The sequence below is a fragment of the Bradyrhizobium sp. BR 10289 genome (assembly GCF_019455385.1).
Lineage (GTDB): Bacteria > Pseudomonadota > Alphaproteobacteria > Rhizobiales > Xanthobacteraceae > Bradyrhizobium.
On the sequence record NZ_JACOFR010000038.1, the window covers coordinates 1 to 17,364 of the forward strand.

Sequence of the window (17,364 nt, forward strand, 5' to 3'; positions counted from 1 at the left end):
GATCAAACCTCACAAAGCTCTTGTGCCACGGGGGCCGTCCACATATGGGTCCCGGTTCTGCGCAGCAACGCGAAGGGCGTTGCAGCGCGCCCGGGACACAAGAGTGAGTGCGCCCCCTACCTCAGCCCGAACCAGAGCGTCGCAATCCCGAGGAAGGAGAAGAACCCGACCACATCCGTCACAGTCGTGACGAACGTGCCCGACGCTACCGCCGGGTCGGCCCGCACACGCTCCAGGGCCATCGGGATCAGGATGCCGCCGAGTGCGCCGGCGACGAGGTTGCAGATGATGGCAAGGCCGATGACGATGCCGAGGCCCGGGATTCTGAACCAGAGCACCGCCGCAATGCCAGTGATCACCGCGAAGGCGAGGCCGTTGACGAGGCCGACCAGCGTCTCGCGCAGCACCACGCGCCAGGCATTGGAGGCGCCGAGTTCGCGGGTGGCGAGCGCCCGCACCGCCACCGTCATGGTCTGGGTCGCGGCATTGCCGCCCTGGCTCGCCACGATCGGCGCTAGCACCGCGAGCGCCACCATCTTCTCGAGCTGGCCCTCGAACAGGCCGAGCACGGAGGACGCGAGGAACGCCGTGGCGAGGTTCACCAGCAGCCAGTTGAAACGGCCGCGGGCGATGGTGAGAAACGTGTCCGACAGCTCTTCGTCGCTGGTGACGCCGCCGAGCGCCTTGAGGTCCTCGTCGGCCTCCTCCTCGATGACGTCGACGACGTCGTCGACGGTGATGACGCCGACCAGGCGATCCTGGGTGTCGAGCACGGGGGCTGCAACCAAATTGTACTTGCCGAACATGCGCGCCACCTCCTCCTGGTCCTCCAGGACGGAGACGCGGCGGCGGTCCTCATCGGTCAGCTCGGTGAGCGGCACCGGACGGCGGGCGCGCAGCAACACGTCGAGCGCGATCGCGCCCTGCCAGTGCTGGTCCTTGTCGACGACGTAGATCTCGTAGAAGCGATCCGGCAGATCCGGCGTCTCGCGCATGTAATCGATCGCCTGCCCCACGGTGAAATCCTGGGGCACGGCGATGAACTCGGTCTGCATCCGGCGGCCGGCGGAGTTTTCCGGATACAGCAGGCTGCGCTCGAGCGCGACGCGCTCGGGCAGCGGCAGCTTCTCCAGGATCTCCTCCTGCTCCTCCTCGTCGAGCGTTTCCAGCAGCTCGACCGCATCGTCGGATTCGAGCTCGCGAACGCCCTCGGCGACCGTCTCCGGCGGCAGCTCGTCGAGGATCTCGTCGCGGACGGCCTCGTCGACCTCGTTCAGCGCCGAGAAGTCGAAGTCGCGCCCCGTCAGCTCGACCAGGCGGACACGGTCGTCGGGCTCCAGGGCGCCGATCAAATCGCCAAGATCGGCCTCGTGCAGTTCCGCGACACAGGCGCGCAGCGCGGCGCTGTCGCCGGCCGCGATGGCATGGGCGATTTCCTCGACGAATTCGTGCCTGATTTCACCGTCTTCATTGCGCATCGGCACGTGGTCGAGTACCGAATCCGCAGCGGATGGAGCACCGTCCATATGTTCATCCATGGTGCGCCTCGCCGTTTGACAGGTTGGAACGGGTGGTGTGAGCTGATGGTTGAGGCAATACCCACAAGGCAAAGCCGAGTGCAATGACAAAGATGCTTCGCACGTGCTGGACCTCGACGTCGCTGGGCGCGCTTCTCGCGGCCCTCATTGCCATCACTGCGACGGATGCCGCGGAGTGCCCGCGCAAGGACGCGCTCGGCACCGCGCGCGTGCTCAGCGTCGATGCCAAGACCTATCCGCGCGTGGGCCTGAAGAGCTTTCCGCAGACGCTGCCGCTGGCCGATCACGAGGTCGTGCTGACCTTCGACGACGGCCCGCATCCGCCGACCACCTCGAAGGTGCTGGCGGCACTGGCGCAGGAATGCGTGCGCGCGACCTTCTTCCTGATCGGCCAGCACGCAAGCGAGCACCCCGACATGGTCAAGCGCATCGCGCGCGAGGGCCACACCGTCGGTCACCACTCCTACTCGCATCCGCTCATGGGGCATATTCCGTTCGAGAAGGCCACGGCCGACCTCGACCGGGGCATTGCCGCAGACGAGATGGCGCTGCGCGGAACCTCGACGACGACGCCCTCGACGCCGTTCTTCCGCTTCCCCTATTTCGAGTCGACACAAGCGCAGCTCGATCTGCTCCAGTCGCGCGGCATCGTGGTGTTCGGGGCCGATCTGTGGGCCAGCGACTGGGAGGAGATGACGCCGGAGCAAGAGTTGAAGCTCGTCACCGAGCGCCTCGCCGCGAACGGCAAAGGCATCATCCTCTTCCACGACAACAAGGCGCGCACGGCCGCAATGATGCCGGCCTTCCTGCGGTATTTGCGCGAGAACGGCTATCGTGTCGTCCACATCGTACCGGCGGGCACGTCACAGAAGAGCGCCGACACCCGCTGATGCCGGAATGTCACGCCGGCGCAAAATGGGGTGATTTGAGCCCTATTAACAATCTGTTCATGATACGGCATGCAAAGATGCGAGCGGACTTGCGCCTGAACCGCTTTAAGGCGTCTCCGACCTACTATGGCGGCAATCGCGTATGAGGGCAGACGGGGTTCATGATCGGAAGTAGCGTTGTCTTGCGGACGCGGCCGTGGATCGTCCTCTGTCTCAGCGGATTCCTCGGGTTGCTGAGCGTCGGCACGCCGGCAGCCGTCGCGGCGGACTGCCCCGGCCATCCCGACGCGCTTGGGACGTCCCGCACCCTCGTGGTCGATCCGCGCGAGCATCCGCGCATCGGCACCATGCAGTACCGCGAGACGCTGCCGCTGAAGGACCATGAAGTCGTCCTGACCTTCGATGACGGTCCGCTGCCGAAATATTCGAACCAGATCCTCAAGATGCTCGACGACGAGTGCATCAAGGCGACGTTCTTCATCATCGGCCAGCAGGCCAAGGCCAACCCGGAAGGCGTGCGCAAGCTGATTGCGGCGGGTCACACCGTCGGCACCCACAGCATGAACCATCCGCTGACCTTCGATCGGATGCCGGTCGAGAAATACGAGCCCGAGATCAACGGTGGCATCGAGTGGACCTCGGCCGCGATGACCGATCCGTCCAAGCAGCTCGCGCCGTTCTTCCGCATTCCCGGCCTGATGCGCGCCGAAGGCGTCGAGAACTATCTGATCTCGCGCGGCATCCAGGTCTGGAGCGCCGACTTCCCCGCCGACGACTGGCGCCATGTGTCGTCCGACCGCGTCTACCAGCTCGCGATGCAGCGGCTGGAGGCGAAGGGCAAGGGCATTCTGCTGCTGCACGACATCCAGCCCCGCACCGTCGCGGCTTTGCCAAAAATCATCCGCGACCTCAAGGCGCGGGGCTATCGCATCGTGCATGTGGTGCCGGCAACCGCGGACCGGCCGGCGACGCCGACCACGGCGGTGGAATGGCTGCTGCATCCGCCGACCGAGACGACGCCGATCGCACGCTGGCCTTCGGTACCGACCTTCGTGTTCACGCAGACGAGGACGATGCCTGCGCCTTCGCCAGCCGATCTCAATGCGCAGACCGAGCACCAGGTGCTGCTGCCGCACCGGACCAAGGGGCAGCTGAATCTCGCATCCACCCTCCCCACGCCGGGCCGCGATCTCTATACGATCCCGGAAGGCTCGATCGAGGTGCTGCTGTCGACGACCCTGTCGCGGCGCGCCGCGACGCGGCTGGCGATGGCATCCGAGGCGCCCCGCGCGGCGAAAGGCAAATCCGGAAGCATCAAGACCGGCAAGTCACCGGCGGCCCGGACCGCGCATGCGGCTCCTGTCGCGCCCAAGCACGCCGCAGACGCCAACGGCACGGCGCCCAGAAACGCTGCATCAAAGAGCGCCTCGCCGAAGACCGCAGCGGCGCGTCCGACCCGCGTGGCCAGCCTGAAGAAGCGCGCGCAGTAGGCCGCTACTGCCGCATGATGGCAGCCACGCAGAGCAGCACGATCAGCGCCAGGAAGAACAGGTCCATATAGGATTTGAGCTCGCCGTCGCGGCGCAGCCGCGCGACATCGGCCACGATCTGCTTGCGCGCATTGGTTCCGCCGGAGCCGTCATTGATCGGGGCCTGAAGGCGGCGGGTCTCCGCCTCCAGCTTCTCGATCTTCTGGAAGAAGTAGAACGCCCGCAACGTCGAGGCCGCGCGCATGCCGGTATAGACCAAGACCAGGATCGCCAGGATCGCCCGGTTCGGATACTTTTCCATGAAGTTCAGGCTGAAATACACCATCGCCAGGAACGCGAAGTTGGTGACGAAGCGGTAGACGAAGCTAAGAAAGACCATGCTGGCTCCAGCCTTGGGCAGTACGACCGTTGGGCTTCGCGACCTCGGTGATGTCAGGGGTTGCAGACCGGAACAGCCGGCACGAGATGCCGCCCCGATCCCGGGTCTACACCAACTTTGTTTCAGCAGAGATACGCCCCACGCCCGGCGCGTTTTAGCCCCGTGCGGTCATAATGCAAGCGGCAGGACAGAAGCCGCTGCGTTCCACGTAAACGCGAGGTTTCCAGTCAGCATGATGGAGATTTGGGGCAGGCTGCGGTACACTGGCGCAGCTACCCGCATGTGGGGTCTGCCGATGCCGAAAAAGGGAATCACGGGCCACGACGACTGGGTCCTGACCGAGGCCCTCGCGACCGCACTGGTCGCGTTGGAGCAGCTCGAACCCAAACACCAGCCGAGCGCGCATATGGACGACATCCGCAAAATGCTGGCGAACGGCAAGGAGCCGTCGGCGGTGAGCCTGCACCTTGCCCAGGCCAAATGCCGCCTGTTTCCGGAGTCGGATCCGCTGGAGATCTACCGGGAATACGGCATCGGCGAGGAGTACGGCTGAGGGCTTTGCTGCAGCCTCACCCTCGCCGCGGCTAGTTGGCCGACGCCTTGAGCAGCGGACACTCGCTCTGGCTCAAGGGGAGAAAAGCATCCTCAGCGGGTATTTTCTCGACGACGTTATAATAGTCCCAGGGCATCTTGACGTCCGCGGGCTTCTTGACCTCGACGAGATAGAAATCGTGGACGAGCTTGTTGTCGGCACGCAGCCGTGCACCTCGCGCGTAGAAATCATCGACGGGCATCGCCCGCATCTTGTCGAGGACAGCGTTGGTCTCGTCCGTCCCAGCCCCAGCCGCCGCTCTCAGATATTGCAGCACGGCGGAGTAGACCGCAGCCTGGGGCGCGGTCGGCATCGCCTTGTGGAGCTTGAAGAAGCGCTGGCCGAACGCGCGCGTCTCCTCGTTCAGGCCCCAGTACCAGGCCGTGACGGTCGTCAGCCCCTTTGCGGTCTCGACGCCCATGGCGTGCACATCGGTCAGGAACATCAGTTCGGCCACCGGCTTCTGCGATCCCAAATTCATTCCGAACTCGTGCCATTGCTTCATAACGGTCACGAGCTGCTCACCGGCATTGGCAAACGCGACGACCTTGGCCTTCGAGGCCTGGGCTTGCAGCAGGAACGAGCCGTAATCGGCGTTTCCGAGCGGATGAAAAACGGCGCCAAGCGACTTTGCCCCTCCCTCCGCCAGCACACGCTGCGACACCTCCACCATGTTGCGTCCGAAAGCGTAGTCGGCCGCGATGAAGAACCAGCTGTCGTACCCTTGGGACACCAACCTGCGAACCGACCCGGAGACGAGATTGTAATTGTCGTGCAGCCACATCAATCCGGTGCGCGAACATTGCTTGCCGCCGATCTCCGTGGTGCCGACCGCCGAATAGATGACGATCTTGCTCTTGTCGCGCGCGATCGACTGGATGGCGAGAGCCACCGCCGAATTGCCGACATCGGCAACCATGTCGACACCATCGACGTCGAACCATTTGCGGACGATCTGCGCCCCGATATCCGGCTTGTTCTGATGGTCGGCGAAGACGATCTCGACCTTGATGTCGGGCACAGCCTTCTGGAAATCCTCGATCGCCAACCTTGCGGCGACGACGGAACCCGGTCCGGAATTGTCCGACAATGGGCCGGACTGATCGTTGATGATGCCGATCTTGATAACCCCGCCGGAAAAGTCGGCCGCCGCGCTCCGCTCCGCAAGCAGGACCGGGCTCAACGTCAGGGAAAGTCCGACGGCGAACCGGGCGAACGGGACACGCCATGACTGCAACTTCCTGATACGACAAGGCGCCATTGCCCTCTCCATTCCAGCATCGCGGACGGATGTCAGCGATGATCTGACCGACTTATCTCGACGTCCGATCGGCAGTCGCGCAGCTGCTATCCTTGCCGACCGACGGCCTTCCTGACGAATTCCAGCCGCCGCGCCTGCGCCGGCGCGACGCGCTCCTTCATCGCCGCGACGATCGCAGCCGGCGCCGTGTCCGGCGAGCCGGCCGCGAACGGCGGCGCGGGGTTGTATTCCATGCGGAGCTGAATCATTTCCGCGGCGGCACGGCTTCGCAGCATCGAAACCAAGGTAAGTGCAAAGTCGATGCCCGCGGTGATGCCGCCGCCGGTGACGCGATTGCGATCGATGCAGACCCGCTCCCGCGACACCGAGGCACCGAAAAAGGGCAGCGCATCGATCGCCGACCAGTGCGTCGCCGCGCGATATCCCTCGAGCAGACCGGCTGCCCCAAGCACGAGCGACCCGGTGCAGACCGACGTGACGTATTTGGCGCCTCTCTCCTGCTGGCGCAGGAATGCGAGAACCTCCTCGTCGAGCATCAGCTCGTCGGTGCCGTAGCCGCCGGGAACGCAGATCACGTCGAGCTGCGGACAATCGGCGAAGGTGACGGTCGGCGTCAACAGGATCACGGAATCGCTCGGCACCGGCTCGATGCATTTCCAGACCAGATGCACGTTCACGTCAGGCAGGCTTGAGAAAACCTGCGCAGGGCCGGTGAGATCGAGCTGGGTGACGCGGGGAAAAACCAGAAGACCGATCTGCAACGGGTCCGACATGACCAACCTCGACATCGCGCTTGACGGTTGGAGCCTGCCATGTTGGCCTTAGCGCCGGAAACGGCGTAATTCCCTCATTTTTGGACGCGTCCATGATCGGCTTCCTGATCTTTCCCGAATTCCAGTTGCTAGACGCGGCCGGTCCGATCTCGGTGTTCGAGATCGCAAGGCGCCACGCGCCAAACGCTGCGCACGTCATCACGGTCGCAAACAAGGCGGGCGCCGTGCGCAGTTCGTCGGGCACCGAGATGTTTGCGCGCAGCTTGCGATCGGCGAGCGCTGTCACGACGCTCCTCATTGCAGGCGGTGAAGGCGTGGAGGCCGCGACGCGCTGCAAGGCGACGATCGCCTTCATTCAGAGACTGGCAAGGCGCGGCGTGCGCATGGCCAGTGTTTGCAACGGCGCCTATCTGCTCGCCGAGGCAGGTCTCCTGGATGGCCGCTGCGCCACCACGCACTGGTCCTGCACACGCGACTTCACCGGACGCTATCCCAATGTGCGGCTCGAGCCGGACCAGATCTTCATCCGGGACGATCGCGTCTGGACCTCGGCGGGGATTACTGCAGGGATCGATCTCGCGCTCGCCATGATTGCTGAGGACCACGGCGAACAAGTCTCTCGGGCAGTTGCACGACAGCTCGTGCTCTATCAGCGCCGCGGCGGCGGGCAGTCGCAGTTCTCGACCTTGCTCGAACTCAAGACGCCGAACGGCCGCTTCGCCGGCCTGCTGTCCTGGATGCGCGAAAATCTGGATGCCCAGCTCACGGTCGACACGCTTGCCGATCGGGCCGGCTTGAGCGCACGGCACTTCGTGCGCTCCTTCATCGCCGAGACCGGGTCCACCCCATCCAAGGCGCTGGAGCGCTTGCGGGTCGAGGTCGCGCGCGAGCGCGTGCAGTCCTCCGGCGAGGCGATCGAGCTCGTCGCGCGGTCCACTGGCTTTCGCGATCCCGAGCGGATGCGCCGGGCGTTCATCCGTGCATTCGGCCAAGCGCCGCAATCGCTGCGCCGTACCGCGCGAAGCGCGTGAGGCAGCGGTTCGTCGGGCCACAGCCACGCGGTCTGGTCGACGAATTCACACCGCGTCCCGCCGCAATCGGCAAGTGCGGACAATCCGGCCCAAAACCGGAGCGATTTCAATGCTGTTTCTGAGAGTTGGTGCGCTCGGAGGGACTCGAACCCCCACGGTGTTACCCACTGCCACCTCAAGGCAGCGCGTCTACCAGTTCCGCCACGAGCGCAAGAAGATACCGACCTGAGGTGATTGGGCTGGCCGGATCAGCGGCCGCCGATCTAACAAATCCATCAGGGGGATACAAGCCTGCAAAGGCCCTGAATTCCACAAGCTTGGCAGGAAACTTGGCGATCCCTGCCCGGATCGGCCTCATCGACTGCCGACCCTACCGCAGCCGCCGGGGGCGCTACCGGGTCCCCGGCGTGCGCGGAAGCATCTGCTTGACCTCGACCGCGATTCGGTTGCGGTCGACCAGCACGACGCCGGAGGCGACCGGCAGGTTGTTGGCGAGAACCTTGACCTCGTCGGCCTCGGTCGCGTCCAGCTCGATGATGGCGCCGCGGGAAAGACGTAATACTTGATGGATCGGCATGGTGGTCGTCCCGAGGACGACCATGAGATCCACGGTGACTTTATCGAGAGTGGGCACTGTCAGGACCGCCGCAACTTAAAAGCTCGAGACTTGGGACTGAACCAAACAACTTTGGCATTTGCTCCCGCGATCATCACCACGTTATGGTTAGCCAATGGTTAATTCGCCTCAAAACCCCCGCCAACAGCTCGATTTGACGTCGTTTTCCGCCTCCTCGGGCTCCCCGGTGGAGTGGCGGATTTCAGACGCGCCAGTGCCCTATCCGGAGGCCGTCGCCGCCATGGAGGCGCGAGTCGCGGCGATTGCGGCCGGCGAGGCGCCGGAGCTGGTCTGGCTGCTGGAACACCCCCCGCTCTACACCTCCGGCACCTCGGGCAAGGACTCAGACCTGCTCGATCCCCGATTCCCGACCTTCGCCACCGGGCGCGGCGGACAATTGACCTATCACGGGCCGGGCCAGCGGGTGGCCTACATCATGCTCGACCTCAAGCGCCGCCGGCCGGACGTGCGGGCCTATGTCGCCAGCCTGGAGGAGCTGATCCTGAAGACGTTGGCGGCCTTCAACGTCCGCGGCGAGCGGCGCGAGGACCGGGTTGGCGTCTGGGTCAAGCGGCCCGACAAGGGACCCGACCACGAGGACAAGATCGCCGCGATCGGCGTGCGGCTGAAACGCTGGGTCTCGTTCCACGGCATCGCCATCAATGTCGAGCCGGAGCTGGAGCACTTTGCCGGCATCGTGCCCTGCGGCGTCGCCGATCCCCGCTACGGGGTCACGTCACTGGTCGATCTCGGCCAGCTCGTGACCATGGCCGATGTCGACGTCGCGCTCCGGCAGGCGTTCGAGGAGCTGTTCGGGCCGACGCGCGCGCTGCTGCCGGAAGCTGCCGCCTGACGTTTCCTGCTGGAGTCGGATTGCGTGCGCTCTCCGCTCGTCGGGGAATCGGCTATGCTTGCGCCCGGTGCCGCCCACGCCTCCCCCCTCCGCCGGGAAAGCAGACCTCATGCCGGGCGACTAAACCATCGGACCGACTGTTCGAGCACTGGGCATAAGGAGGGATTGCGCTTTCTGCTCGCATCAGGAGGTTCTGACGATGAAACTGTCTGCACCGATCTATCATCTGAAGCGCAAGGCAAAGCGCCTGTCCCGCGAGGACAGCATTCCGCTGCACGATGCGCTTGATCGCATCGCCGGGGCGGAAGGGTTTTCGGCCTGGAGCATGCTTGCGGCGAAAGCTGCGGCAGCGGCGCCGGCCGGCAAGCTGTTCCCGCAATTCAAGCCCGGCGATCTCGTGCTGGTCGGGGCGCGCCCGGGCCAGGGCAAGACGCTGATGAGCCTCGAGCTTGCGGTCGAGGCCATGAAGTCGGGCCATCGCGCCGCGTTCTTCTCGCTCGAATATACGCAAAGAGATGTGTTGGAGCGCCTGCGCGCGATCGGCGTGGAGCCGGCGCAGTTCGACAGGCTGTTCGAGGTCGATTGCTCCGACGCCATCAGCGCCGATTACGTCGTCAAGCAAATGGCCGCCGCACCGCGCGGCACCGTCGTGGTGATCGACTATCTGCAACTGCTCGACCAGAGACGCGAGAACCCCGATCTCACCGTTCAGGTGCGTGCACTGAAATCCTTCGCACGCGACAAGGGGCTGATCGTCGTCTTCATCTCGCAGATCGACCGGTCCTACGATCCCGCGACAAAACCCTGCCCCGATCTCAGCGACGTCAGGCTGCCGAACCCGCTGGATCTCAAACTGTTCGACAAGACGTGCTTCATCAACGACGCCGAGGTGCAGTTCCGCGCGGCGAGCTGATGGCGTCAGGCCGCGGGTGAGTTGGCTTACCCGCGGCCTGCTTTCTCACACCGCCTTCAGGGACACCTCGAGCTTGCCGGCGATGTAGCGGCGCTCCTGGGTCAGGCCGCCAAAGCCATAGGCATCGCCCTTGACCTCATCGACGTGCAGATAAGTCTCGGGATGCAGCGGTCCCAAAATCTCGGCCATGCGCTTGAACATCGCGGCGAGATAGGCCGCCTTCTCGTCCTTGGTGTTGGTGCCTTCGGTGACGTGGATGTCGATCCAGTAGCTGGCGAGCTTCTGCTCGGCGAGCGACTTGCCGCCGGCGAACCAGTCGCCGGCATCGACCGACTTGACGATGATGGCGGTCACCTTCGGATCCTTGTGCAGGATCTCGGCGGTAAGTTCGGACACGGCGCTCGCAATCTCGGCCTTCAGCGAGGGCGACTGGCGGGAGCTGGTATAGGACACGGTGATCAGGGGCATGCTCGTTCTCCTCAACATGTCGCGCGATTTGCGCGGCGTTGGCGAGAAGCTAGACGTCCAGCTGTCATTTTGGTATCTTATCCATATTGATATCAGTGATAAGCATACCTAATGACGACCACACTCGACATCGCCACCATCAAGGCCTTCCTGTTGGTCGCCGACCTCCAGAGTTTTACCCGAACGGCCGAGGCGCTCGGCACGACGCAGGCGGCCATTAGTCTCAAGCTGCAGCGGCTGGAGACGCTGCTGGGAAAACGCCTCGTCGAGCGCTCGCCGCGCGCGGTCCGGCTCACCGCCGACGGCGCAGGCTTCCTCGACCGCGCCCGCGCGCTGATGGCGGCGCATGACCATGCGCTGTCGGGCGAGGCATCGGCCGCGCAATCGCTGTCGCTCGGGATCTCCGATCATGCCGCCGGCCCCGAACTGGTGCCGCTGCTGGAACGGTTGCACGCGATGTCGGCGAATCTCACCCTTGCCGTCACCATTGGCTTCTCGCGCGAGATGCAGGATGCCTATGACGCGGGCGAGCTGGATGCGGTGATCGTCCGCCAGGAAGGCAGCCGCCGCGGCGGCGAGAAGCTGGCCGAGGACGAATTCGGCTGGTTCGCATCACGACGCTTCACGTTGCCGAAAGGCGAACCGCTGCCGCTCGCCACCCTCGCCCCGCCCTGCGGCGTCCGCGCCATCGCCGTGCGCGCGCTGGACAAGGCCGGTATCGCCTGGCGCGAACGCTTTGTCGGCGGCGGCGTCACGGCGGTTGTCGCGGCCGCGTTGGCCGGGCTCGCGATCGCGCCGCTGGCACGGCGGATCGCGCCGCCCGGGCTCTTCGATATCGGAGCGACGCACAAGCTGCCGAAACTCGGCAGCTCGAAGGTGATACTGCACTCGAAGGTCAGCGATCCCGCCAAGCTTGCGGCGCTCCGCGCGGTGGCGGCGACGTTCCGAAGCGCCGCCGCCTGAAGTCCTACAAAATCGCCTCGAACGCGCTGCGCAGCGTCTCGTGGCGGAACACAAAGCCGCGGCTCAGCGCCTTGTTCGGCAGCACGCGCTGGCCGCCCAACAAAAGCTCGTCGGCAAAGCCGCCGCCGATCCGACGCAAGAGGCCGCCGGGAATGCGAAACAGGGTGGGCCGATGCAGACGGCGGCCGAGCTCTTCGGTGAATTTTGCGTTGGTGACGGGGATCGGCGCGGTGGCATTGACGGGACCGGCGAGATCGGGCGTCGCCATCACATAGGCGATCAACCGAATGAGATCGTCGCGCTCGATCCAGGACATCCACTGCCGCCCGGTGCCGAGCGGACCGCCGAGGCCGAACTCGAACGGGGTCAGCATCCGGGTGATGAAGCCGCCTTCGGTGCCGAGCACGAGGCCGATGCGCAAGTTCACCACGCGCACGCCAAGCTCCTCCGCCGGCCGCGCCGCGGTCTCCCAGGCCGCGCACAGTTCGTGGCTGAAGCAGGCATGCGACTTCGCCGACTCCGTCAGCACCTGGTCGGCCCACAATCCGTACCAGCCGATCGCCGAGCCGCTGACGAGCACCTCGGGCTTGCGATCGAGTCGCGCGATCAGCTTGACGACCTCATTGGTCATGTCGACGCGCGAGCCGATGATTTTTGCGCGCTTCGCCTCGGTCCACAGACCGTTGCCGATCGGCTCGCCCGCGAGATTGACGATGGCATCGATATGCGTGTCCGCGGCGAGCTGATCGAGACTGGTGATCAGCGTCACCGGCGGCGGCAGCATCTCGGCCCTGGCGGGATTGCGGATCAGCGCGATGACGTGATGCCCCGCCCCGCCAAGGCTTGCCGCAAGGCGGCTGCCGATGAAGCCGGTGGCGCCGGTGATCAGCACCGTCTTGCGTCCGGGAAGCTTTTCGACCAGTCCTTTCGCAGGAACGCTTCGCATGCGGCCAAGCCGGCGCATGGCCGCAAAATCCCGGACGCCGCAGAGCGAGGCGCCAACCGCGCAGGCGGTCGCGGCGATGCTGAGCAGGCCCTGATACACGACGCTCACGCCGAAGGGCTGCATCGCCCAGTCAACCAGCACCGGAAGCAGCAGCACCAGGATGGCGCCGTAGTTGATCGCGAGCAGCGTGTGGTTGATGCGCTCGCTCGGCGGCAGTTTTCGGCTCAGATCCTCCTCGACGAAATCCATCAGCGTGATCACGATCTCCGCGACCAGAACCGCGACGATCAGCAACGCCAGCACGCCATGGACCTCGAGCCAGCCGAGCAGCAGGAACAACAGCGCATAGAGCATGTTGCGGATGCCGTGCAGCTTCAGCTCGAAGCGCTGCGACGGACGCCAGGCCAGGCGCTCGGTGAACTCGTGATGATAGAAGGTGTCGAACACACCCATCACGATCTGGATGGCGATGAGCGTCCACAACAGCGGGGTCATGATATGGCCTCCCTGAACAATGCGGACTGGTGGATCAGCGCGCCGTAACGCGGATGAATGACGTCGAGGGTGAAGCGGAAAGCGCCCTCGCCGAGATCGCGATGCGTCACCGTGAGATCGCCGGGCGTGAGCCATTGCGGCAGCGGGATCCAGAGCCGCCCGAGCTGCAGGCCATAGCCGGCGCTCCGGAAGGTCAGCGCCTCGCCTTCGACCGCGATGCGCAGCGCCATGGAGACGCCGAAGCCGACATACTCTTCGAGCCCGGTCGGGCCGGCGAAGCGTTTTGCCGAATGGATCACCTGCGGAAAGCCGCGCTTGCGCGCGCAGATGCGGGTCCAGGTCTGGCCGCCGGTGGCGCCGTCCTCGGTGACGGTCACGATCATGGGCACGCCGGTGTCGCGCCCCGTGGGCAGCGGGCCGCCGATCAGGCGCGCGGCCTGCGCGAACCACCAGCCGATGTCGCTGAAGGCGACCTCGTCGACAATGCCGACATAGACGACGCTGTCGCCGTCGGCGACGCGTTTTGAAAAGCGCCGCCAGGTCGCGAGCGGCAGCCGGCCCCAATCCTCGTCCGACAGGAGCGAACGGAAGCGGCGGTCGTCGAGGAGTTTGATGTGAGCGGAGGGAGTTACGCTTGAGCCTGATAATCGAGCCGACGTCATCACACCCTCCTTGATACTATTTGGCTTTGCCGAGCGGCAGCAGATTGGCGATCTTCTCGCCAAGCCGCATCAAGGCGACCAGCCGCGGCCGGGGCACTTTCAGCATCTGCATGAACCAGTGGTCGGCGAGCTCGGTGAAGGCGAGCATCTCCTTCAGCCGTTTGCTCGCGACCGGATTGATGGTGGGATCCTCGGCTGCATCGGACACGCAGGCCCGCAGCGCCGCGATCGCGGGGTCGAGCTCCCGCTCCTTGCGCCGCGCCGCGATGCGGGCCGCAACCTCCCAGATGTCGGTCTCGGCCTCGAAATGATCGCGGCGGTCGCCGAGGATCGGCACCCGCCGGATCAAATTCCAGGCGAGCAGCTCCTTGATCGAGTTGGAGACGTTGGAGCGCGCCATGCCGAGCGTGTCGGCGATGTCCTCAGCGGTCATCGGCGCCTCGGCGAGATAGAGCAGCCCGTGGATCTGGCTGACCGAGCGGTTGACGCCCCACTGATCGCCCATGTCGCCCCAATGCAGGATGAAGCGCTCGACGGCGGCGGGGAGTTTCTTTTTTCCGGTTATTTCTGTCATAACAGAAATGTCTGACGGAAGCGACTACTTGTCAAGCGCCGACACGCTCGCGTTCCTGCATACCCTCCGCCGCACTTGCCTAAAATTCTCACAGCGAGAGGGAACCAAATGCCCTGCTGAGCGTTTGCACCGGTTCAGGCAGGATCGTGGGAATGGTTAAAAAGTTCAGTCAGCAGAGAGACTTGTTCGAGAGTGAACGGAGTTTCCGGCTGTTGGTTGAAGGCGTTGCGGACTACGCACTCTACATGCTCGATCCAAACGGGATCATTACCAGCTGGAACATCGGCGGCGAACGCATCAAGGGCTATTCACCCGAAGAGATTCTCGGCCAGCATTTCTCCCGCTTCTACACCGAGACTGACCGCGCCAACGGCAAGCCCGTGCGCGCCCTCGGGATCGCGCGCGAGCAGGGCCGCTACGAGGAGGAAGGCTGGCGCGTCCGCAAGGACGGTACCTTCTTTTGGGCCAGCGTGGTGATCGATCCGATCTACGAGGACGGCAAGCTGGTCGGCTTCGCCAAGATCACGCGCGACATCACCGAGCGACGCAACGCCCAGCTCAAGCTCGAGGCGATGCAGCGGCAACTCGCCGAATCGCAGAAATTCGACGCGCTCGGCCAACTCACCGGCGGCGTCGCCCACGACTTCAACAATTTGCTGATGATCATCAGCGGCAGCCTGCACATCATGAAGCGCGGCACGGAGGACGATGCCAGATTCCAGCGGGCGGTCTCGGCGATCGAGACCGCGACCAAGCGCGGCGCAGCGCTGACCAACCAGCTCCTCTCCTTCGCGCGGCGACAGAGCGTCAACCCGCAGGCGATTGATCTCGCCGAACGCATCGCGGCGATTCGCGAAGTGCTCGATGCCGGCATTGGCAGCACCGTCCGCCTCACGCTCGACATCGACCACGAGGTCTGGCCGATCAGGGCCGACGTCTCCGAGCTCGAGACCGCGCTGCTCAATCTCGTCATCAATGCCCGCGACGCGATGCCCGACGGCGGCACGGTGACGATCAGAGCCCGCAACGTCGTGCTGGACGACACCACCCTCGCCGGCGAGTTCGTGGCGATCGACGTCGCCGACACCGGGCTTGGCATTCCCGCCGATGTCGTCGACAAGATCTTCGAGCCGTTCTTCACCACCAAGCCGATCGGCAAGGGCACCGGCCTCGGCCTGTCCCAGGTGCACGGCTTCGCGCACCAGGCCGGCGGCACGGTGAAGGTCGCAAGCGAGCTCGGCAAGGGCACGATTTTCACCATCCTGCTGCCGCGCTGCACGGACGCACCGGTGCGGGATACAGTGGAGCCGGTGCCGTTCCGCGGCAGCGGGACCGTGCTGCTGGTCGAGGACAATCCTGACGTTGCCATCGTCAGCATCGGCCTCCTCGAGCAGCTCGGGTATCGGGTACGCCGCGTTCCCGACGCCGAATCCGCCCTGCGCGAGCTCGAGCACAATGGCGTCGACTTCGTGTTCTCGGATATCGTGATGCCCGGCAAGATGGACGGCCTCACCCTCGCCCATCACCTCCGCCAGAGCCACCCCGGCCTGCCGATCCTGCTCGCCACCGGCTATAGCGAAGTCGCCGCCGGCGTGCGCGGCGATTTCCCGATCCTGCGCAAGCCTTACGAGATCCACGAGCTGAGCGAGGCGATCTCCAAATTGCCGCGGTGAGCTTTCTTCTTCGCCTCCCCCCGCCAGCGGGGCGAGGGAGCGCACCGACCGCGGGGCGAGAAAGCGCACCTACACCGTCGGCAACACCGAAAACGCTTCCCCTGGCTTGCGCAAATCCAGCTCATCCACGCTCGCCGTCTCGCTCGTCACGCTGTCGACGCGCGCGGACGGCGGACCGTGGCGGCAGAGCGCAACCATGTCGGCGACATGTTTCGGCGTGCCCGCAAACAGCGCTTCGACGCTGCCGTCACGGCGGTTGCGAACCCAGCCTTCGAGACCGCAGGTGCCGGCGGTATGCTCCACCCAGGCCCGATAGCCAACGCCCTGCACGCGCCCGCGGATCATGACCTGGAGGATCGCCCGGCTCATTTCTTCAGTCCGAGAAAATCGGCGCTGCGCGCTTTGGTTTCGGCCTCGCGCATGACGCGATTGGTCAGCTCCGCCGATGGCAATCCCTTGAGCGCCTTCGGCGGCGTGCCCTCGCGCAACGCCTTCTGGACGTCGTAGACCGCCTGCGTCGCAGCCGCGATCGGCGCATGGCCCTGGAGCGCGATGCGCACGCGCTGGCTGGCGAGATAATCGAGTGCGCTCAGATCCTCCGGAGCGCCGCCGAGCACGATCGGAAGATGCGTGGCGGAAACGATCGCCTCCAGCTCGGCGCGCGACTTGATGCCGGTGAAGAACAGCGCATCGACGCCGGTCGCCTCATAAGCCCTGGCGCGGCTGATGGCGTCCTCGAGCGAGGTGATCGAGGCTGCGCCCGTGCGGCCCATGATGACCAGCGAGGGATCGCCGCGGCCGTCGAGCGCCGCCTTCATCTTGCCGACGCCCTCCTCCAGCGAAATCAGCTGCGGCTTGGCTTCGCCGAACGCAGCCGGCAGCAGCGTATCCTCGATGGTGAGGCCGGCGGCGCCCGCGGTCTCCAGCTCCTGCACGGTGCGGCGCACGTTGAGCGCGTTGCCATAGCCGTGGTCGGCGTCGACCAGCACCGGCAAGCTTGAGGCGCGCGACATCCGCCGCATCTGCTCGGCCAGCTCCGTGAGCGTGATCAGGGTGATGTCGGGGTCGCCGAGCACCGCGAGCGAGGCGACCGAGCCGCCGAACATGCCGAGGGGGAAGCCGAGATCCTCGGCGATGCGGACCGAAATGGCGTCGTAGACCGAACCCGGATGGACGCAATTTGCGCCCGACAGAATGAAGCGCAGTTTCTCGCGGCGGGAACGAAAGGCCATGTGCCCTCTCAATTG

General features: G+C 65.1%; 19 protein-coding genes and 1 tRNA gene. 8 read left to right on the forward strand and 12 right to left on the reverse strand.

The window, feature by feature from the left end:
• Positions 1 to 116: 116 nt before the first annotated feature.
• Positions 117 to 1,538 (reverse strand): magnesium transporter, encoded by a 1,422-nt coding sequence (mgtE, locus tag HYH08_RS35480; RefSeq protein ID WP_220014462.1) that lies wholly within the window; start codon positions 1,536 to 1,538, stop codon positions 117 to 119.
• Between the two features lie 83 nt (positions 1,539 to 1,621).
• Here mgtE and HYH08_RS35485 point away from each other — a divergent pair, with 83 nt between their 5' ends.
• Positions 1,622 to 2,428: a polysaccharide deacetylase family protein gene (locus HYH08_RS35485; protein WP_220014463.1), complete on the forward strand. Its 807-nt coding sequence runs from the start codon at positions 1,622 to 1,624 to the stop codon at positions 2,426 to 2,428.
• A gap of 161 nt (positions 2,429 to 2,589) precedes the next feature.
• Positions 2,590 to 3,918, forward strand: a complete 1,329-nt coding sequence (locus tag HYH08_RS35490; protein ID WP_220014464.1) for a polysaccharide deacetylase family protein — start codon at positions 2,590 to 2,592, stop codon at positions 3,916 to 3,918.
• A 4-nt stretch (positions 3,919 to 3,922) separates the two neighbouring features.
• Here the strand turns inward: HYH08_RS35490 and HYH08_RS35495 are convergent, their stop codons facing one another.
• Positions 3,923 to 4,297: a hypothetical protein gene (locus tag HYH08_RS35495; protein ID WP_220014465.1), complete on the reverse strand. Its 375-nt coding sequence runs from the start codon at positions 4,295 to 4,297 to the stop codon at positions 3,923 to 3,925.
• A gap of 295 nt (positions 4,298 to 4,592) precedes the next feature.
• Between HYH08_RS35495 and HYH08_RS35500 the strand changes: the two genes are divergently transcribed.
• Entirely contained in the window at positions 4,593 to 4,850 is a 258-nt protein-coding gene (locus HYH08_RS35500; RefSeq protein ID WP_228748294.1) for a hypothetical protein, read from the forward strand.
• Between the two features lie 31 nt (positions 4,851 to 4,881).
• On the opposite strand, the gene HYH08_RS35505 is transcribed toward HYH08_RS35500, so the two are convergent.
• Both HYH08_RS35505 and HYH08_RS35510 read right to left on the reverse strand, forming a co-directional pair.
• The gene (locus HYH08_RS35505; protein WP_220014466.1) at positions 4,882 to 6,150 is read right to left on the reverse strand and encodes an ABC transporter substrate-binding protein; all 1,269 of its coding nucleotides are present in this window, start codon (positions 6,148 to 6,150) and stop codon (positions 4,882 to 4,884) included.
• An 86-nt stretch (positions 6,151 to 6,236) separates the two neighbouring features.
• Positions 6,237 to 6,923 carry a DJ-1/PfpI family protein gene (locus tag HYH08_RS35510; protein WP_220014467.1) on the reverse strand — a complete coding sequence of 229 codons (687 nt, stop codon included), beginning with the start codon at positions 6,921 to 6,923 and terminating at the stop codon, positions 6,237 to 6,239.
• A 92-nt stretch (positions 6,924 to 7,015) separates the two neighbouring features.
• Here HYH08_RS35510 and HYH08_RS35515 point away from each other — a divergent pair, with 92 nt between their 5' ends.
• Entirely contained in the window at positions 7,016 to 7,954 is a 939-nt protein-coding gene (locus HYH08_RS35515; protein WP_220014468.1) for a GlxA family transcriptional regulator, read from the forward strand.
• A gap of 126 nt (positions 7,955 to 8,080) precedes the next feature.
• Here HYH08_RS35515 and HYH08_RS35520 read toward each other — a convergent pair.
• Together HYH08_RS35520 and HYH08_RS35525 are read right to left on the reverse strand one after the other, a co-directional pair.
• Positions 8,081 to 8,165: transfer RNA gene (locus tag HYH08_RS35520), tRNA-Leu, on the reverse strand.
• Positions 8,166 to 8,345: 180 nt separating this feature from the next.
• Entirely contained in the window at positions 8,346 to 8,588 is a 243-nt protein-coding gene (locus HYH08_RS35525; protein ID WP_011088012.1) for a FliM/FliN family flagellar motor switch protein, read from the reverse strand.
• 97 nt (positions 8,589 to 8,685) lie between these two features.
• Between HYH08_RS35525 and lipB the strand changes: the two genes are divergently transcribed.
• Together lipB and HYH08_RS35535 are read left to right on the forward strand one after the other, a co-directional pair.
• A complete protein-coding gene (gene lipB / locus HYH08_RS35530; RefSeq protein WP_220014469.1) occupies positions 8,686 to 9,423 on the forward strand; it encodes a lipoyl(octanoyl) transferase LipB in 738 nt (245 codons plus the stop codon).
• A gap of 199 nt (positions 9,424 to 9,622) precedes the next feature.
• Entirely contained in the window at positions 9,623 to 10,336 is a 714-nt protein-coding gene (locus HYH08_RS35535; protein ID WP_220014470.1) for a DNA helicase, read from the forward strand.
• 45 nt (positions 10,337 to 10,381) lie between these two features.
• Here HYH08_RS35535 and HYH08_RS35540 read toward each other — a convergent pair whose 3' ends face one another.
• Complete coding sequence (locus HYH08_RS35540) at positions 10,382 to 10,804, reverse strand: tautomerase family protein (RefSeq protein ID WP_220014471.1); 423 nt, start codon at positions 10,802 to 10,804, stop codon at positions 10,382 to 10,384.
• Between the two features lie 111 nt (positions 10,805 to 10,915).
• Here HYH08_RS35540 and HYH08_RS35545 point away from each other — a divergent pair, with 111 nt between their 5' ends.
• Positions 10,916 to 11,767 carry a LysR family transcriptional regulator gene (locus tag HYH08_RS35545; protein WP_220014472.1) on the forward strand — a complete coding sequence of 284 codons (852 nt, stop codon included), beginning with the start codon at positions 10,916 to 10,918 and terminating at the stop codon, positions 11,765 to 11,767.
• Between the two features lie 4 nt (positions 11,768 to 11,771).
• Here the strand turns inward: HYH08_RS35545 and HYH08_RS35550 are convergent, their stop codons facing one another.
• Genes HYH08_RS35550 through HYH08_RS35560 form a run of 3 tightly spaced genes read right to left on the reverse strand, consistent with a single transcriptional unit; the run spans position 11,772 to position 14,444 of the window.
• The gene (locus HYH08_RS35550; protein ID WP_220014473.1) at positions 11,772 to 13,208 is read right to left on the reverse strand and encodes a TIGR01777 family oxidoreductase; all 1,437 of its coding nucleotides are present in this window, start codon (positions 13,206 to 13,208) and stop codon (positions 11,772 to 11,774) included.
• Positions 13,205 to 13,870, reverse strand: a complete 666-nt coding sequence (locus HYH08_RS35555; protein ID WP_220014474.1) for a DUF4166 domain-containing protein — start codon at positions 13,868 to 13,870, stop codon at positions 13,205 to 13,207. The genes HYH08_RS35550 and HYH08_RS35555 overlap by 4 nt, the downstream gene beginning before the upstream one ends.
• A gap of 16 nt (positions 13,871 to 13,886) precedes the next feature.
• Positions 13,887 to 14,444, reverse strand: a complete 558-nt coding sequence (locus HYH08_RS35560) for a GbsR/MarR family transcriptional regulator (protein WP_220014475.1) — start codon at positions 14,442 to 14,444, stop codon at positions 13,887 to 13,889.
• A 152-nt stretch (positions 14,445 to 14,596) separates the two neighbouring features.
• Between HYH08_RS35560 and HYH08_RS35565 the strand changes: the two genes are divergently transcribed.
• Positions 14,597 to 16,117 (forward strand): PAS domain-containing hybrid sensor histidine kinase/response regulator family protein, encoded by a 1,521-nt coding sequence (locus HYH08_RS35565; RefSeq protein ID WP_220014476.1) that lies wholly within the window; start codon positions 14,597 to 14,599, stop codon positions 16,115 to 16,117.
• Positions 16,118 to 16,186: 69 nt separating this feature from the next.
• Here the strand turns inward: HYH08_RS35565 and HYH08_RS35570 are convergent, their stop codons facing one another.
• Together HYH08_RS35570 and HYH08_RS35575 are read right to left on the reverse strand one after the other, a co-directional pair.
• Positions 16,187 to 16,486: an acylphosphatase gene (locus HYH08_RS35570; RefSeq protein WP_220014477.1), complete on the reverse strand. Its 300-nt coding sequence runs from the start codon at positions 16,484 to 16,486 to the stop codon at positions 16,187 to 16,189.
• Positions 16,483 to 17,349 carry an isocitrate lyase/PEP mutase family protein gene (locus tag HYH08_RS35575; protein WP_220014478.1) on the reverse strand — a complete coding sequence of 289 codons (867 nt, stop codon included), beginning with the start codon at positions 17,347 to 17,349 and terminating at the stop codon, positions 16,483 to 16,485. The genes HYH08_RS35570 and HYH08_RS35575 overlap by 4 nt, the downstream gene beginning before the upstream one ends.
• Positions 17,350 to 17,364 lie beyond the last annotated feature (15 nt).

Bases quoted from the DNA above. Each gene is read 5' to 3' on its own strand.
- HYH08_RS35505 (WP_220014466.1), bottom strand. From the start codon at position 6,150: ATGGCGCCTTGTCGTATCAGGAAGTTGCAGTCATGGCGTGTCCCGTTC.
- HYH08_RS35500 (WP_228748294.1), top strand. From the start codon at position 4,593: ATGCCGAAAAAGGGAATCACGGGCCACGACGACTGGGTCCTGACCGAG.
- HYH08_RS35555 (WP_220014474.1), bottom strand. From the start codon at position 13,870: ATGACGTCGGCTCGATTATCAGGCTCAAGCGTAACTCCCTCCGCTCAC.
- HYH08_RS35540 (WP_220014471.1), bottom strand. From the start codon at position 10,804: ATGCCCCTGATCACCGTGTCCTATACCAGCTCCCGCCAGTCGCCCTCG.
- HYH08_RS35515 (WP_220014468.1), top strand. From the start codon at position 7,016: ATGATCGGCTTCCTGATCTTTCCCGAATTCCAGTTGCTAGACGCGGCC.
- HYH08_RS35535 (WP_220014470.1), top strand. From the start codon at position 9,623: ATGAAACTGTCTGCACCGATCTATCATCTGAAGCGCAAGGCAAAGCGC.
- HYH08_RS35550 (WP_220014473.1), bottom strand. From the start codon at position 13,208: ATGACCCCGCTGTTGTGGACGCTCATCGCCATCCAGATCGTGATGGGT.
- HYH08_RS35490 (WP_220014464.1), top strand. From the start codon at position 2,590: ATGATCGGAAGTAGCGTTGTCTTGCGGACGCGGCCGTGGATCGTCCTC.
- HYH08_RS35495 (WP_220014465.1), bottom strand. From the start codon at position 4,297: ATGGTCTTTCTTAGCTTCGTCTACCGCTTCGTCACCAACTTCGCGTTC.
- HYH08_RS35485 (WP_220014463.1), top strand. From the start codon at position 1,622: ATGACAAAGATGCTTCGCACGTGCTGGACCTCGACGTCGCTGGGCGCG.
- HYH08_RS35570 (WP_220014477.1), bottom strand. From the start codon at position 16,486: ATGAGCCGGGCGATCCTCCAGGTCATGATCCGCGGGCGCGTGCAGGGC.
- mgtE (WP_220014462.1), bottom strand. From the start codon at position 1,538: ATGGATGAACATATGGACGGTGCTCCATCCGCTGCGGATTCGGTACTC.
- HYH08_RS35560 (WP_220014475.1), bottom strand. From the start codon at position 14,444: ATGACAGAAATAACCGGAAAAAAGAAACTCCCCGCCGCCGTCGAGCGC.
- HYH08_RS35565 (WP_220014476.1), top strand. From the start codon at position 14,597: ATGGTTAAAAAGTTCAGTCAGCAGAGAGACTTGTTCGAGAGTGAACGG.
- lipB (WP_220014469.1), top strand. From the start codon at position 8,686: ATGGTTAATTCGCCTCAAAACCCCCGCCAACAGCTCGATTTGACGTCG.
- HYH08_RS35510 (WP_220014467.1), bottom strand. From the start codon at position 6,923: ATGTCGGACCCGTTGCAGATCGGTCTTCTGGTTTTTCCCCGCGTCACC.
- HYH08_RS35575 (WP_220014478.1), bottom strand. From the start codon at position 17,349: ATGGCCTTTCGTTCCCGCCGCGAGAAACTGCGCTTCATTCTGTCGGGC.
- HYH08_RS35545 (WP_220014472.1), top strand. From the start codon at position 10,916: ATGACGACCACACTCGACATCGCCACCATCAAGGCCTTCCTGTTGGTC.